Genomic DNA, 16,627 nt, shown 5'->3' with positions numbered 1-16,627 from the left:
CTCCCTTACCAGATTCCTCTCTCGCCAAGTTTACGAGAGATAAAGTTTGCCATCAGCAGGAAGAACACACCAACAACCGACTGGAAAAGTCCGACAGCTGTGGTCAGTGAGAACTGAAGTCCCTTAATACCTACACGATATACATAAGTTGCAATAACATCGGCAACCTTCATTACGAGGTTGTTCTGGAATGCGAAAGGTCTGTCAAATCCGCCGCCAAGGATATTACCGAGGTTCATGATAAGCAGTACCACGATGGTTGGCTTGATTCCGGGAAGAGTGATATGCCACATCTTTCTGAATCTTCCGGCTCCGTCAACGGCTGCCGCCTCGTAAAGCTCAGGGTTGATACCTGCGATTGATGCAAGATATACGATTGATCCCCATCCAAAGTTCTGCCAGATACCGAATCCGATGTAACTTCCGATCCAGTGAGCTGCATCATTGAGGAACGGTATTGATGATCCGCCCATCTTCATGATGACCATGTTTACAAGTCCGTCATTGGGTGCAAGGAGCTGCAGAGCCAAGCTGTAGATGATGACCCATGAAAGGAAGTGAGGCATATAAGCAATTGTCTGCACAACCTTCTTGTAACGCTGGAAGCACAATTCGTTAAGAATAAGTGCGAATATGATCGGTGCAGGGAATCCGAAGAACAGATCAAGCAGATTCAGTGTCAGTGTATTGCGAAGTGCATATCTGAAATCATTGTTCTTGAACGCCTTGATGAAATACTCAAAACCATGGTTGGCTGCTATAGGCAGTTTCCATACGCTCTCTACAAGAGAGTATTTCTTGAATGCGATCTGAACATAGATCATTGGCGCATACTTGAATATCAAAAGATACAGCAGCGGCAAAAACAACATTGCATAAAGTTGCCAGTACTTTTTCAGATAGACACCGGCATCGACCTTCCGAGCGGTGTTTGTTTGCTTACTCATTTCATTCCTCCTCTAATCCCCTGATATAACTTTCCTTCGGTCCAAGATAGGACTTCGGGATTGTGATTCCTTTTCTTACTAATAAAATTCTCTCAAGGACAATGCCCGGGCTCATTCCGTAAAACTTAAGTTCATTCTCCCCTTTGACAAGCTTTACGGTATCTGTGACCTTCTTGACACTGTCTCTGGCTTCCTCCCTCCACTGAGGGCTGAAGAAAAACTGAATGTCAGGATTTCTGACTGTGTTGATGATCCTGATCTTGCCACCGTTTACCGCGTATCCGATGTACTGCTCCGGCTTAAAGGTAACCGGTGTTGTCGGCGCCAGGTCAAAGGTGACATCATACTCACCGTCCTCATCAGCCAGGAACCTGTATGTCACTTCAGGTCTTTTTTTCTCCTGATAGAAATCTGCTGTGACCGGGAATACCTTGATGGCGCTTCCGCTTCTCCCATAAGGAGAAAGAATCTTGAATCCACCCTTTTTGGTGTCCTTGCTCTCCAAAAAGTGCTCAGCTTCCATGCAGATATATCCGTCGTTTTCTATAAAGAGTTTCTCCGGCGCGTCTGCAGGTGCTGCTTCAACCGTTACATGTGCGCTTCCGATTCCAATGCCTTCCACCAGGAAGGTGCCTGTTATTTTCTCTGACAAAAGAGCTTTATTCACAGTTAATGTGATCCGCTCCCTCACAGAAACCTCTCCTTCTGTGCAGGAGAATTCAAGCCAGCTGCAATCTGTACTGATCTTGTACCTGTATGGAATCTCGCTTCCGCTGATGAGGTCAAATTCGATCCTGTCCACATCAGGTCTTAGCATATCGCTCCAGGTCTGAGGTCTGTCGCACCACTCAAGGCCTGTCATGTAATTCTCATCATCTGCTCTGGAAACCAGCATCCTTGGTGAATTTGCACCGTATACAAGATGCCTCATGGGATATCTGTTATCCTCCTCATTCCAGTTGATAAAGCCTACATGCTCCGATCTGCCAAAGCCTTTGTAGAAGCCGCCGTCCACCTCTTCGTATTCATCGATCAGACGCGCATCCTCTTTTACACATTTGTCCAGGTCCTCTGCCACATCATTGGCTTCAATTCGGTTCTGATACGCAAACAGTTCATTTCTGCCTGCAAGTATCCACATCTTCATCAGATTGGCTGTTCCGCATGCCGGGTAATACAAAAGAGATATGAAAGCAGATAAGTTTTCATCTGTTATTCTCTTTTTGAGTGCTGCGGATTCCTTAAGGATCTCATCGCTTACCGCGAGTATCCTGTCGGCCTCTCCGAAATGAAGCGGGTGGTAAACCCATGTGTTCATGATCTCGTGGCGTCTCTTTTCAAGAAGCCCCGTATAATCCCACAGGATCTTTTTTGCTTTGTTTCTTCCGGAGAGAGGAAGCATACCACCAAACTGCCTCTCAGCCCACTCATTTACATACTCCAAAGTGATGCCGGCATCTGTGCCGCCCCACTTATCTATATCGTAAGCAAGGTCTAGGAAGTAAGATAAACCAAGCTCCTGAGTGCCTATATCTCCAACGTTTGTGACCCATATCTGTCTTACTCCGAATTCGTAAGCCTGAGTCATCTGCTCCCACACTCTCGGGAGGTATGTGGCACCGATCCACTTAAAGGAATACGGTCCACCGTGCATATCCATGTGATAGTACATTCCGTATCCGCCGGGATGATCCATCATCTCTTTGGTAGGAAGTGTTCTCGTGTAGCCGACGTTGTTGTCTGAGAGGATCAGTGTAACGTCATCAAGAAGCGGATCTCCCATAAGACCTTTAGTCTTCTCATCGCCGTAGAAGAATTCTTCCACCTCTGAGAAAAGAACTATCTGCCTCGGAACGTTTTTCAGATCATCATCGACAGTCTCTTTTATAAGTTCATTCTGGACTTTCAGTACGTCTCTTATCAGATCTATGTTGTCCTTGAGCGAAGCCTCATCCCCAAGGATCCTTGAGTCTCTCTCGCCTCGCATTCCGAGGGTTATTACATTTTCAAAGGACTTGTTTCTTATAAGTCCATCTCTCCAGAAACGGATTATGCCCTCTCGGTTAGCCCTGAAATCCCAGGCATCTCCGTAGATCGAGTTCTCTCCGCGCAGGAGTCTGTATTCCTCTCCGCTCCTCATGCATGGCTCGTGGTGGGAAGTACTCATCACCACACCGTACTCATCCGCAAGTCTTGCGCTCTCAAGTCCCGGGCCGTCCATGCTGAAGTTCGATGCCCACATTGCAGGCCATAAGTAATTGCCCTTCAGTCGAAGAAGCAGTTCAAAAACTCTCTCGTAGCATTTGGCATTTATTCCGCCAAAGTGCTCTGTGGCCCAGTTTCCAAAAGCAGGCCATTCATCATTTATAAAAAATCCTCTGTACTTAACAGACGGCTCTTTACTGACTGTATTCACTTCGTCTGTTAAAAAGACATTTTTCTTCTTTTTGGGTAAAACGTGATTCCAATTCACAAGAGGTGATACGCCCAGAAGCTCGGACAAATGAAACAGTCCGTAAATGGTTCCGCGCTTGTCGCTTCCCGCGATGACTACAGCGTGCTCAACACCATCCAGGGGCTTGTCTATAACCTGAAAGCTGTAGACTTCCCACTTCCCTCTCACTTCCTCTAAATCTATCAGACCTCTTTCTTCCAGTTCGTCAAGGTAATCGCTCTTGTCGACAGTTCCGTAGATTATCAGGTTCTTGCACTTACATCCCCTTGTGTACTCACCTGCGTGGAACCCTGTTACCAGGTACAGGTCCTGCCTTACCAAAGCTGCTACTTTATTGACTCCGGGAAAAGATTTAGATTCGTAAGTGAACATTAACCTGTTATCAAAACTGACCTTCGACACTTTTACCCCCATCAGGTTTACCATTTCACTTTTGCTTGTTGATGTTTCCCCATTTGAATGCTATAAATAAATCATAGGGCATGGGATTTTAATATAAATACACAAAAAACCATATATTTTTTGCATTTTCCGATATAAAATGCACAAGCTCTTTTCCCATGTAAAGGAGAGGTATGAAAAAGTGTCTGAACTTCCCGTATACCGTGATCGACAGCGAGATCATCTGCGAGCATAAAAGAGCCCGCATAGATCCCACTGATATCAGCACTGTTCACAATCACGACGGTTATGAAATTGTTCTTTTCTTAAAAGGGGATGTAAATCTGATGGTGGAACCCGAGCTCTTCAAAATGCAGCCTGGGGATATTTTCTTTGTAAGTCCACTGGTGTTCCACGGCGTTGACCTCGAGGATGTCAGCGGTTATGAGAGGATCGTCATCAATGTTCAGTATGAGTATCTTAGGAACCTTGGCGACGCAGAGACTGATTTCAGCACGCTCTTCAGGAGCACAGAGTCTGCGAACATGAATCACCTGCGCATACCCGTTGAATCAATTCCCAAGTTTGTTTCCATTGCAAAAAAGCTTGAGGAGGCGCTTCACAGCAACGCCTACGGCCACAGTATTCTTGCAAAGGCCTATCTTGCTGAGTTTCTTCTCCTGAGCTGCAAATACTCGGAGAATGTTCCTCCCCAGAAAAAAAGCAGCACTATGCCGGTTGCTGTGGCAAAAGTGCTGGAGTACGTCGACAAACATCTGTCGGACGAAATTACTATAAATGCCATGTCTACAGAGCTTCACTACAGCAGCGACCACTTGAGCCGCGCCTTTAGCGAAGCTACCGGAGACTCTCTCAAACATTACATTAATGCAAAAAAAATTGCTCTTGCACAAAAATTATTGCTGGAAAACAATTCTCCCTACGATGTGTGCTTCATGGTGGGATACAACAATTATTCCAGCTTTTCAAGACGTTTTTCAAATCAGATCGGCGTCTCGCCCAAGCAGTATCAGCTTTCTAACCGCGTGAGCTGACAAACGTCCGCTCAATAAATGGTTCTGCCTTTCTCATCGGCAATGCCGCTTTTCCTGTAGAAGTAGGAGTTAACCTGATCTCTCCACTCTCTGGCATTGTCGAGTTGGAGGTCGAACCTTTCTTTTACTCTTGTATAAATTTCTTCCGGAACTGCATCCTTAATGCTGTCCCAGTCGGATGCAAGGCCTCTTGCCTCTTCTTCTCCCAGGAAATGACTGTCGTAAATATGCTGAATCAGCGTCTTACCTGTCTTAAGCTCCCAGGTATAAGGAATATGATGGAAGAATAAAAGCAGTTCCTCCGGACAGGTATGCGGATCATTGTACAACTTTGCATTTTCCGGGTAGTACTGCTGGGCGTAGCCTGTTCCCTTATCTGTTCTGTCTACTCCGATTCCAAGGTGATCGGCTCTGTGATAAGTTCCCCATCTTGAGTACTCATATCCGTCAACGCTTGGTCCGTAGTGTCCGTTTGGTGTTACCATCCAGCCTATTCCCAGAGGTGATGTATATCTCTCATAGATCTCGCGGGACCTGAGCAGCATGCTGCAGAGAATATCCTCCTCTTTCGCTGGAAGGTTCAGTGTCTGTCTGATCCACTCTCTCGCTATCTCTTCAGCAGTCAGATCTGTGTTAAAAGACAATCTTCCGAAGCCGTAAGTATTGGCTGCAGCAAGGTCATCTCCTGTCCAGTTCATGTCATTTCCGGTATTGATAACTGCCGCCATTCCGCCGAGCCTGTTGCCCATAGTGCGACCGCTTACAACGTCAGCCACAGTGTCTTTTCCCGGTGCGCAATGTGTGTGGAAGTCAAGAACCTCCTTGAAAAGCGGGATGAGATAACACAAGTCAATCTGATGGCCGGTGTACTCCTGAGCCGCCTGAACCTCCAGCATCTGGTTGGTCTTTGTAAGGCCGCCGAGAAGAGGAGATACGGGTTCGCGGATCTGGAAGTCCATAGGTCCGTTCTTTATCTGAAGGATGACATTGTCGTGATAAGCTCCGTCAAGATCCTTGAAATAATCATAGCCGGCTCTTGCTCTGTCAGTCTTGGTATCGCGCCAGTCCTGAGTGCAGTTATATACAAAACATCTCCAGATGATGATTCCGCCGTAAGGTGCGATCACATCTGCAAGCATATTGGCGCCATCTGCCTGAGTTCTTCCGTAGGTGAATGGCCCCGGTCTTCCCTCTGAGTCTGCCTTTACAAGGAATCCTCCAAGGCCCGGTAAGTTCTCGTATACCTCTTTGATCTTCTTTTCCCACCAGGAGATTACATTACTGTCAAGAGGATCGCAGGTATCCATGCCTCCGATCTCAATAGGAGATGCGAAGTTCAGTGACATGTAGAGCTTTATTCCGTAGCCCTCGAAAATCTCCGAGAGCTCTTTTAACTTATCAAAATATCTGTCGGTGATCAGATACGAAGCTGCTCCCTTGACATTGACATTGTTGATCACAACACCGTTGATACCGATACTCGCCATGAAGCGGGCGTAATCCACGGTTCTGTCGTTTATTACTATCTCTTCATTCTCAAAAAAGAATGACTCTCCCGAATAGCCGCGCTCGATGCTGCCATCCATGTTATCCCAGTGGTTCATCATTCTCAAAGGATTTGATGGGGATGCAGTTTCATTTACTTCAGCAGCTCTTTTGCCGCAGGCTGTCTGTCTAAGAATTGCAAAGACTCCGTAGAGAAGGCCTCTCTCATCCGATGCCTCAAGTAAGATTCCGTTGTCATCGCCCTTTATGCTATAGCCCTCAGCAGGAACAGCATCGCTTTTAGTTATCTTAAGCGTCATTGAATCGCTGTCGCATCCGATGGAATCCATTCCCCTCTTAAACTCGCTAAGTGCATTTGAAACGACTGCGTCAGAAGCTGCAAATCCTTCCAATACTGTCTCCCATGTGCAATTGCCTTCAAAGACTCTGTGATAAGTAAGCCACAGCTGTGTCCAATCCGTTTTTCCCATAAAAAGTTTTCCCTTCCGTATCACAAATATTTGCACGCCTCGGGCGTAAGATGCTAGAATATCTACGAGTTAACATAAATCTCAAAGGAGAATGATCCATGATCGAAGACATCAACGCCCAGTCAAGAGAAGACATTTACTACGACACTTTAAAAGGCGTCCTTCTGTATCACAACACATTAAATGAATATCCGCTCCACTGGCATAACGAAGTAGAGCTTATTCTTCCTCTGTCCGGATCATTCCAGGTTAAGTTTCACAATGATTCATCTGCAGTCGTCAACTGCGTTCCCGGAGACATTATGCTCATCGCCCCCGGAACTCTTCACGAGTACCTCTCTGTTGCACCCGGCGGAGAGAAGATGATCCTTCTCTTCGACTTTGCAAGATATTCCCAGGTTTCACAGATGGTTCCTCTCCTTAAAACTCTTCCGCCCTACGTTCACGTAAGGCAGAGCCAGTTTCCTGTTGAGGCAGCCCGTCTTCAGAATTACTTCTGGGAGATAGAGCGTCTCTATGGAGAGAGTGATGAATTTCTTCAGATTTCTGTATATTCTCTGGTGACTCTGATCCTCGCCCAGATCGGCAGCATGCATCTTGTGGATGCCATCGCTCCCGCAGGCTCTTCAGATTCCCAGTCCAAAAATATTGAAAAGCTCGTAGCTGTAACCAACTATATCGACTCCCACAGAAGTGAGGATCTCTCAGTTGAGCAGCTTGCTGAGCTTGCAGGCTTTTCCAAGTACCATTTCGAGAGGCTCTTCAAGTCCTCAATGGGCATCTCCTGCTATCAGTACATAACTAAGCGTCGTGTGATGATGGCCCAGGAGCTCCTCGGCGACACAGACCTCTCAGTCATGGACATCGCCCTTCAGTCAGGGTTCTTTTCTCTTTCAACCTTCAACCGTGTCTTTAAGGACATGAACGGCTGCTCACCCACCGAGTACCGCAAGATGTACCTCCAGGGTGCCGACGTGGAAGGCCGTACCTACTCCAAGTAATGTAGTCCGTGAGTCAAACTGTTACGTCCCCAGTGACTCACAATATAGGTAGAAAGAATTCTTCATAAAAATTTTCAAATCCCTGTTTTTCTACGCCCATGGACCACTTTTTCAAATATAAGTAGAAAGAATTTGCTTCTCCATTCAAACTTTCTACGCCCACAGACAGTTTTTCTTCATATAGGTAGAAAATAAGTCCTTAATCAAATTTTTCCATTCAGGCTTTCTACGCCCACAGACCACTTTCATCCGTATATGGAGAAAATAACCCCTTATGGAAATTCACTCCCCCTGGTTTTCTACGCCCACAAGGCACTTCTAACTGTATATGTAGAAAATCATGTCCCGGAAGCAACAGCCTCTTTTTCCTGCCCGCCTTAGTGACCAATATGTTCAGATAAATACCGCAGACAAGGGACAGTACGCTGGGCGCCGCTCTTTGGCGCCCGGGCAGCCCTTGGCTTCGGTATTTATCTGAACTACAATCACACAGCAGCGGGCAGAAATGGTCCCTTACCCCCGTCCCTGGGGACCAAAATCATTTTACTTTGATCTCGAAAGGCCCCATCGGGAGGTTGGCTTTGTTGTAGATCATGGCTCCGTTGTAAGTATATGAAACAAGGTACTTAACTTTCTTTATCTTTTCTGCCTTAAGATTTGTCTGAAGCTGAATTGTCTCACCGACAATATTAGCCTTAGCCTCATACTCTTTTCCCTTGTCATCCACAACTACAAAATCGCGGATCTCGCTGCCCTTACCAAGATCTCTGGCTACCATGCCATCCGCATGGTCAAACATGATCTCCACCGTACTGCCCTTCATAAGTCCCGAACTCATTGCCTTAACTGAAACAGGGATAGGTGTAGGGCCAGTGTACTCGCCGGCGTAGCCGTAGCGAAGATGAGCTGCCCAAAGTGCAAGGCGCTTACCGATCCTGCGCTTGCCGGTAGGATGCAGATCGTTGTCCTCACCGAGGTCCATATTTACTGTCATTCCAACCATAGGATCATCCAGGAGTCTGGCCTGTTTAAGTCTGAACTCAGGCCATGGATCGTCCACAGGCTCAACATCTATTACAAAGTTGGGGAGCTGAACCAGGATGTAAGGAAGGTTCTCCTCGCCCCATTTATCTCTGTATCCTTTGATCATGCGCTTTGAAAGATCTGTATAATCCCAGGGCTCATGAGTATTGGATTCTCCCTGATACCAGATAACTCCGTCTATCGGGAAGTTATGGCACGGCGCTGTCATTGCATTGTAAAGACCTGTCGGATGCCAGTTGATAAAGTCTGTAGGCGGGATCTCGTCGCATCTTGCAGCAACCTTGTAATACCATTTGCCGTCGAGCCTTACCTCCGCATCGTCATTGAATATCTTGTATTCCTTGTCCGGAGTGATCCTTCCAAGACCGTATTCAACGCAGAGTCTTATTGCAATCACATTGCCCTTTTCCCTGGTAAGTCCCTCAGGGATATCATATTTTCTCGGAGGATACTGATACTCAATTCCTCCTACCTTGACGCCGTTAACAAAAACCTCATCCCTGTCAACCAGAGTTCCGAGGAAAAGTCTGGCACTCTTGCCGGCAAGCTCCTTTGGAAGGTCAAAGTTTCTTCTGAACCATACGGATCCGCACATCCCTGAAAGCTCTGTATCCTTGAACATTACAGGGATATCCATTTCCTTCCAGCTGCGCTCATCAAGGTCCTCTTTCATCCATTTCTCTGAAAGTCCCCTGTCAAGCTTGTTGAGCTTCTCGCGCCAGAGTGTTCCGTTTATTACATTCTTGTCTGCCTGACTCTTTCTGAAGTCATCATCTGCGTACTTGTCAGCTTCAGCAATGAGCTCATCATACCCCTCAAGCATCTCCCTTGACATCCAGGATGAAACCAAAGATCCGCCCAGTGAAGCATTTATAAATCCAACTGTCTGACCTGTTATCTTCTGAAGATATGCGGCAAAGAAATATCCTGTCGCAGAAAAATCCATTATGGTATCACGGCTCACACGGCTCCATGAACCGCTTCTAAGTTCCTCAAGAGGTCCGTGAAAATCTGTATCTTCTAATATCTTAAAAGTCCTGATACCGGGGTTCTCCTCAATATGTGCAAGAGCAGGATATCTGTCCTTGACCCTTGTTATCGGAAGTTCCATATTGGACTGACCTGTGCAGAACCACACAATGCCTATCATTACGTCCTTGACAGCAATCTCTTCGTCCCTGTCATCCGAGACTATGAGTTCGTAAGGTCCGCCGCTCTCCTTGGCAGAGAGATAGACATCAAATCTTCCGTTCTCATCAGTCCTGCCTGTAGACATGAGATTATCAAGCCTGACCTCAATTCCTGTGCCGGGCTCATCCCATCCCCATACGTGTATTCTTTTTCTTCTTTGAATGACCATTCCGTCTGAAATGATCTTTGGAAGTACCAGTTTTCCCATAATTAAACCCCATGTTTCCCCATAGAACTTCTATGGCTAATTATACAAAAACATGGCGTCATGCTTCTTTACATTTTCCGCCATGTTTTTTTCATTTTCTGATGTTTATAAAGCAACTCCAAATCCGAGAATTGTAAACTTCTTGTCCTCATGACCTTCTTTCATCCGGATCAGGACCTCTCTCTGTCTGCATTCATCCTCGTTTACAAGGATCACGGCATTGCAGTGAGTCCATCCGTTTATGTGAGGATCGGCATCAAGAATCTTTTTGCCGTCAACGAAAACCTCTGCTGTTCCGTGACTTGCATGAGCCGAATCCTTGAATATCAAAAGAAGCTTCTTACAGCTGAGGGTCATCTTGAACGGATCGCCGCCTCTTTCATGGCACCAGTTATGCGGAAACTCAGGTGTCATCTCAATGGCCTTGTCCATTTCCACAGCCTGAAGGTCTGTATCCTTTTGGTCAAAAGAGCCTTCTGAGACCTCCACTATTTTGAATTTATCCTTTAAGGCATCAAGCTCTTTTTTATCAAGAAGCTCAATCTTCTCAAAATCCGCACCGATTGCAGGTTTGATTTCGGAAAGCTCTGTCTCTTTTCCCGATTGATACTCTTCAGGATGTCCGCTGACCTTATCAAAAAGGTTAGACAGACAGTCCGCCATGATCTGATGCCCTAAGTTGCTGGGATGATAAACATCATAGAAGAACTGGTTCTTGGAGATAACGCGTCCCTCTGACGGGAGCAGCGAAAATTGCGGACTGACCGCATCAAGAACACTGACCATAGGCAGATCATAATTTCTTCCCACCGGTGAAAGCCTGTCCTGAAGGTTCCAGTCGTTGGAGAATACTGCGAACAAAAGAACTACCGCCGGCTTCCAGGGGAGAGAAAGAGCTTTTCTCACAAGGCTCTCATAGCATACTCCCTGAGTTTCATCGCCCTCATCGTTAACTGCAAACTCTATCACAACAAGGTCAGGCTCTTTGGTTCCGTCCCTCAGCACATCTCTCTCAAACCTTATCATTCCAAGCTCAGAAGGAGTTCCTCCGACGCCTGCTTTTACGAAGGTGCACTCTCCGCCCTTCATATATCTTTTTGCAAAGTCCTCGTAGAAGACTCTTGCATAGCACTTCTCATTGATAGGAATGGAGCCCGCTCCCTGAGTTATGGAGCCTCCGATAAATGAAAGAGTTACATCCTCTCCTCCGGCCGCCTTATCAAGGACTCTCTTAAGCCTTGCTGTATTGCCGGCCTGCATAAGGCTCTTTTCTATCATTTTTCTGTAGCCCTCAGAAGCAAAATCCACTGCTATATCCTCGGGCTGCTCGGGTGCTTCAAATCCGTCATTGAGATAGAACCTTATATCGGTTGTGGCTGTGATGCCGGGATCATCAAAAAGAAATCTTATCTGTCCAAGCTCCCTGTCACCGTCTTTCCAGTCTACGCTGCCCAGTTCTATCACGGTTTCCATCCCGTCCATCAAAAGCTCAGCCTCGATGCTGGTGGTCTCTTCCCCCGGAGTGTTCGGATACATCTCGGCAACAAATTTTACTTTACTGTCTGTAGCCTTACCAGATACGCTGACTCCTATGGAATGGATCATCCTGCGAAGTCCCGCTGTTGTAGTAAGGTTCTCTACCATAGCCTCATCGGTTACATTACCTGTGAGCCTTGCTGCATCAATGAGCCTGCCCATATCCATGTACAAAAAATGTGCAAGGCTCCCATCAGGCTGAGGTGCTCCGAATATTTCCTTGTCCTTGGTTATATAAAAGAAAGGACGCTTTTTAGTTGGATCCTTGGGTGCCACAGGCCCCCTGTTTGTGCTGTCTCCCATATTATTCCCCCGCAAGTTTTTACTTTTTAAACTTCCATGAATAGAATTCGAATCCGTCGCCCTCAAATACAAAGTACAGATCATGAATTCCCGATGCCTGGGTATCGAGTCTGTTGGAGATCATTAAAAGCCCTTCTTCCACGCCAACTCCCTTTACAGAATCCATGCTGACTTCCACTTCTTCAAGCGCCTTGGATTCCGGTGAGTCGAGGCATACAAGAATCTTGCCCTTTACCTTATCTGCCCTTCTTCCGTCAGCTCTTTTAACCATAACTTCAATGACGGCTGCCGGTTTATCTCCGAAGTCCACTCCGCTTATCTGTATCCAGCTTCCTGTCTTGATCGCAGTAACGATCATATCGCCGGAACCGTATTTTACAGCCTCTTCACCAAACTGCGAAGTAGCGATGCCTGCTGCATTTGACATGGTAACTGCTTTATTCTCCACGTAAGGATCAAAGCTTTTAAGCTGCTTAACGCCTTCTCTTGTTGCCTTGGAGGCCGCCGGCTGATTCTTTTTATTTATAACAAGCTTATCCACGCTGGTACTGCGATAGCCCTTGAGGATTCCCATCTTTTCTTCCAGGATCCTTGTGTGGTAGGTTATGTAATACTCTCCGCCAAACTCAAACATGCAGTGGTGGTTGTTTCCGCCGAGTCCGAAGAAATGTCCGGGATTTTTAAGAACAGGATTGCACATCTCAAAAGGCCCCATAGGATCATCGGAAACCATGGTGATTATCTCGCCCTGCTCAAAGCCTTTTTCCTTCTCTGCTTCAGGTGTCATTGAGAAGTTTGAGCAGTAAGAATAGTAGTACTTGCCATCAATCTTATTTATACCGGAATCCTCAAAGAGGTAGGATACATTTTCAATAGGCTTGGGATCTCCCACTATAGAGATCATGTCTTTTCCCAATTTGGCAACTCTGGCTGTTCCGGGATCGGAAGCCTTGTCTTCAGAAGGAACTCCGCCGCCAAAGTAAATATAGCTCTCACCGTCATCGTCCATTAAAACCGCAGGATCAAAAAGCCAGGTAACCTCTGCGCAGGTAGGTGTCTCTCTTGAGATCAAAGCCTTGCCGATCGGATCTGTAAAAGGACCTGCAGGGCTGTCTGCAGTAAGAACAGCAATCCCGTTTCCGCTGTTTGCGAAGTATAAAAAGAACTTGTCCTTGCCATCAATTGTTTTCCAGGCTGCAGCCGGTGCCCATGAATTGCCTCCCCAGCTCGCCTGTCCGTGCTCTCCTGCAGCATAGACGGTTCCGTGGTCTGTCCAGTTCACAAGATCGTCAGAAGAGATGACACTGATCTTGTCAATCTTACTGTAGGTGTTCTCCTGGATCTCACCGATATCATTCATCTCCGGATAATCCAGAGTCATATAAACATATACCCTTCCCTTATAAACAAGCGCATAAGGATCAGCACCGAATCTCTGCACCATTACCGGGTTGTGATCGGTAAGCGGTTTGTAGCTGTTTATTATCTTGTTATCACTCATCTGTGTAATCCTCCGATTTTCAGTTCATATCATACAAAAATATACACCAGGAATATATACCGATTCTTTTCATAAATTGCTAATTTATTGCCATTATTTGATTGGAAGAGATGGACCTGTGAGCATAAATTTAAAATTAGAACTATATAATCCAGTCAATATAAGGGGAAAAATCATGCTTAGAGAAACAATTACAGAAAACGGAAAAGTCAAGGGACTCCCCGGCAATGACCCCAGAGTCACTGTCTACAAGGGCATCCCTTTCGCAGCACCACCTATAGGAGAAAACAGATGGAGAGCACCTCAGCCGTGCCCCGACTGGGAGGGGACTTTAAACGCCTACAAATTCGGCCCGATATCAATGCAGGATACACCGGGACTCGGCCCCTACGTCTATGACCGCGAGTGGCACGTGGATCCTGAGATTCCAAACAGTGAGGACTGTCTTTATCTGAACATCTGGACACCCGCCAAAAAGACGGACGAAAAGCTCCCTGTCCTGGTATGGATCTACGGCGGCGGATTCCAGTGGGGCTACACAGCCGAGATGGAATTTAACGGAGAGCCTCTTGCAGAGCGCGGAGTTATTGTTGTAAGCATCGCTTATCGTCTCGGATGCTTCGGCTTTATGGCTCATCCTGAGATTACAGGCGAATCTCCCGATGCTCCTTCAAACTTTGGTCTTCTCGATCAGAAGGCTGCTCTTGCATGGGTCAAAAGAAATATCGCCAATTTCGGCGGAGATCCGGACAGGATCACTATCGGTGGCCAGTCAGCAGGCGGAGCCAGCGTTCAGCATCAGCTGAGCTGCAAAAACAACAAAGACATAATCAAGGCTGCAGCTATCTTTAGCGGAATTATCAGACTTGAAAATTCAAAGGACGATATCTTCCATCCTCTCAACCTGAGCCAGGCTGAGGATCTCGGAAAAGAGTTCTTTGAGAGCCTGGGCGTCAAGGATCTTGCCGAGGCCAGGGCTCTTTCTTCAAAAGAGCTCCTTGAGGGCTACAACAGATTTGCAGAGAGCAACAAGAGAATGTTCCCTATCGTCGACGGATTCTTCTGCACAGATGATCCCACAGAGAACATTGCAAACGGCAAGTGCCTTGATGTTCCGATCATTTCAGGAAACACTACCGATGAATTTTCTGAAGCAGGCGTGAACATGGTAGAGCGCTCTGTTAAGAACGTATTCCTCCGTGCCGGCAAAAACCGCCCGGATCAGAATCTTTACTACTACAGATTCGATCCCGATATCCCCGGAGACGGCCACAAGGGAGATTCATATCCCGGCACCTTCCACTCAGTCGATCTGTGGTTCTTCTTTGATACGCTTCACATGTGCCACAGGCCTTACGCCGGAAGACACTTTGATCTGGCTGACCAGATGTGCGACTACTTTGCAAACTTCATTAAGACAGGCGATCCCAACGGAAACGGACGCGACAGAAATCCGCTTCCAAAGTGGGAGACATATAAAGACAGCGCAAGAAATGAAATGGAATTTCTCGGTCGCGGTGCCAGCCCGAGAACAGAAGGCGGCATCAGACAGGGCAGCAAAAAGCAGGCCGTTAACCCTTATCTTCCGTCCTGGGAATACATTCCGGACGGCGAGCCTTACGTATTCGGAGACAGAGTATATGTCTACGGTTCTCACGACCTCTGCAGGGGCGAGACCTTCTGTCTCGGAGATTACGTATGCTGGTCAGCTCCGATAAATGACCTTGGCAACTGGCACTACGAGGGCGTCATTTACCCAAAGACTTCAGATCCGCTTAACCCGATCGGACACCAGTGCCTCTATGCTCCCGACATCACAGTGGGCCCGGACGGCAAATACTATCTCTACTATGTCCTTGATAAGGAAAATGTTGTATCTGTTGCTGTAGCCGACACTCCGGTCGGATCATTTGAATTCTACGGATACGTTCACTATGAAGATGGGACCAGGCTCGGCAAAAGAGCCGGCGATGAGCCCCAGTTTGATCCGGGTGTTATGACCGAGGGCGACCTCACATATCTCTACACCGGATTTTGCGGACACGGCGACAAGTCAAGGCACGGCGCTATGTACACAGTTCTGGGAAAAGACATGCTGACAGTGGTCAAGGCTCCCGAAATAGTTGTACCCGGTGCTCAGTACAGCAAGGGAACAGGCTTTGAGGGACACGCTTTCTTCGAAGCGCCGTCCATCAGAAAGCACGGAAACACATACTACTTCATTTATTCATCAGAAGTTATGCACGAGCTTTGCTATGCAACATCGGACAGCCCTGAAGGACCGTTTACATATGGCGGAGTTATCGTAAGTAACTGCGACCTTCATATCGGAACTTATAAGGATGCCGAAAAGCCATCCGCTTACGGTGCCAACAACCACGGCAGCATCGTAGAAATCGGAGACAGCTGGTATATCTTTTACCACAGACACACACACGGAATCTGGTACTCAAGACAGGGCTGCGCAGAGAAGATCGAATTTACAGAAGGCGGCAGGATCGATCAGGTTGAGATCACCTCCTGCGGTCTCAACGGCGGTCCTCTTTCCGATATCGGCGAATATCCTGCATATATCGCCTGCAACCTCTTTACGGATGATGGGGAATTATACGTAAGAGAAGACGTTCCGAAAATTGTACAGGAAGGCGGAGACGGCGATCAGAACGACGGCTACATCAAGGGAATAACAGACGGAACAACGATCGGATTCAAGTACTTTGATCTTAAGAACGCCAAGGGTCTTCGCATTAAGACAAGGGCATACTATGATGGCGTTTTTGAAATCAAGACCGATCTGAACAAAGCTCCTTTGGCAGAAATAAAAGGCATCGGTTCAAACATCTGGACAGCGCACGAATGCAGCTTTGATGCGGTTTCCGGGACAAACGCTCTTTACCTTATATATAAAGGAAGCGGAAGCTGTTCACTTAAGTCAGTCGAGTTCATTCATTGAGCATTCATTGGCAAGACCATGACAATATTTGATTGGAATGGGGTGGTCCTGATGTTATACATTACTATTAACATCA

The 16,627-nt window shown here is 46.9% G+C and carries 9 protein-coding genes; 3 read left to right on the top strand and 6 right to left on the bottom strand.

The annotated features are described in order from the left end of the window. Positions 1-5: 5 nt before the first annotated feature. Entirely contained in the window at positions 6-947 is a 942-nt protein-coding gene (locus G590_RS0114885; RefSeq protein WP_022766456.1) for an ABC transporter permease, read from the bottom strand. A gap of 1 nt (position 948) precedes the next feature. Continuing rightward, a complete protein-coding gene (locus tag G590_RS0114880) occupies positions 949-3,804 on the bottom strand; it encodes a glycosyl hydrolase 115 family protein (RefSeq protein WP_026494193.1) in 2,856 nt (951 codons plus the stop codon). 173 nt (positions 3,805-3,977) lie between these two features. Between G590_RS0114880 and G590_RS0114875 the strand changes: the two genes are divergently transcribed. Then, positions 3,978-4,838: an AraC family transcriptional regulator gene (locus G590_RS0114875; RefSeq protein WP_022766454.1), complete on the top strand. Its 861-nt coding sequence runs from the start codon at positions 3,978-3,980 to the stop codon at positions 4,836-4,838. An 11-nt stretch (positions 4,839-4,849) separates the two neighbouring features. Here G590_RS0114875 and G590_RS0114870 read toward each other — a convergent pair whose 3' ends face one another. Beyond that, positions 4,850-6,814: an alpha-glucuronidase gene (locus tag G590_RS0114870; protein WP_022766453.1), complete on the bottom strand. Its 1,965-nt coding sequence runs from the start codon at positions 6,812-6,814 to the stop codon at positions 4,850-4,852. A 98-nt stretch (positions 6,815-6,912) separates the two neighbouring features. Here G590_RS0114870 and G590_RS0114865 point away from each other — a divergent pair, with 98 nt between their 5' ends. Next, entirely contained in the window at positions 6,913-7,815 is a 903-nt protein-coding gene (locus G590_RS0114865; protein WP_022766452.1) for an AraC family transcriptional regulator, read from the top strand. A 538-nt stretch (positions 7,816-8,353) separates the two neighbouring features. On the opposite strand, the gene G590_RS19795 is transcribed toward G590_RS0114865, so the two are convergent. The 3 genes from G590_RS19795 to G590_RS19790 form a co-directional block, all read right to left on the bottom strand. Further along, a complete protein-coding gene (locus G590_RS19795; RefSeq protein ID WP_022766451.1) occupies positions 8,354-10,258 on the bottom strand; it encodes a sialate O-acetylesterase in 1,905 nt (634 codons plus the stop codon). A gap of 105 nt (positions 10,259-10,363) precedes the next feature. Then, positions 10,364-12,097: an SGNH/GDSL hydrolase family protein gene (locus G590_RS0114855; RefSeq protein ID WP_022766450.1), complete on the bottom strand. Its 1,734-nt coding sequence runs from the start codon at positions 12,095-12,097 to the stop codon at positions 10,364-10,366. Between the two features lie 19 nt (positions 12,098-12,116). Further along, entirely contained in the window at positions 12,117-13,598 is a 1,482-nt protein-coding gene (locus tag G590_RS19790) for a glycoside hydrolase family 43 protein (protein ID WP_022766449.1), read from the bottom strand. A 175-nt stretch (positions 13,599-13,773) separates the two neighbouring features. On the opposite strand from G590_RS19790, the gene G590_RS21865 reads away from it, so the two are divergent. Further along, positions 13,774-16,551, top strand: a complete 2,778-nt coding sequence (locus G590_RS21865) for a carboxylesterase family protein (RefSeq protein WP_022766448.1) — start codon at positions 13,774-13,776, stop codon at positions 16,549-16,551. Positions 16,552-16,627: the final 76 nt, after the last annotated feature.

This window comes from Butyrivibrio sp. XPD2006 (genome assembly GCF_000420865.1).
Lineage (GTDB): Bacteria > Bacillota > Clostridia > Lachnospirales > Lachnospiraceae > Butyrivibrio.
The sequence above is the reverse complement of the archived record's forward strand: the minus strand, read 5'-3'. Positions and strand labels throughout refer to the sequence as shown.

What these genes read in the sequence shown, in the direction of transcription:
- G590_RS19795 (WP_022766451.1), bottom strand. Translation starts at nt 10,258, where the DNA reads ATGGGAAAACTGGTACTTCCAAAGATCATTTCAGACGGAATGGTCATT.
- G590_RS19790 (WP_022766449.1), bottom strand. Translation starts at nt 13,598, where the DNA reads ATGAGTGATAACAAGATAATAAACAGCTACAAACCGCTTACCGATCAC.
- G590_RS0114875 (WP_022766454.1), top strand. Translation starts at nt 3,978, where the DNA reads ATGAAAAAGTGTCTGAACTTCCCGTATACCGTGATCGACAGCGAGATC.
- G590_RS21865 (WP_022766448.1), top strand. Translation starts at nt 13,774, where the DNA reads ATGCTTAGAGAAACAATTACAGAAAACGGAAAAGTCAAGGGACTCCCC.
- G590_RS0114870 (WP_022766453.1), bottom strand. Translation starts at nt 6,814, where the DNA reads ATGGGAAAAACGGATTGGACACAGCTGTGGCTTACTTATCACAGAGTC.
- G590_RS0114865 (WP_022766452.1), top strand. Translation starts at nt 6,913, where the DNA reads ATGATCGAAGACATCAACGCCCAGTCAAGAGAAGACATTTACTACGAC.
- G590_RS0114855 (WP_022766450.1), bottom strand. Translation starts at nt 12,097, where the DNA reads ATGGGAGACAGCACAAACAGGGGGCCTGTGGCACCCAAGGATCCAACT.
- G590_RS0114885 (WP_022766456.1), bottom strand. Translation starts at nt 947, where the DNA reads ATGAGTAAGCAAACAAACACCGCTCGGAAGGTCGATGCCGGTGTCTAT.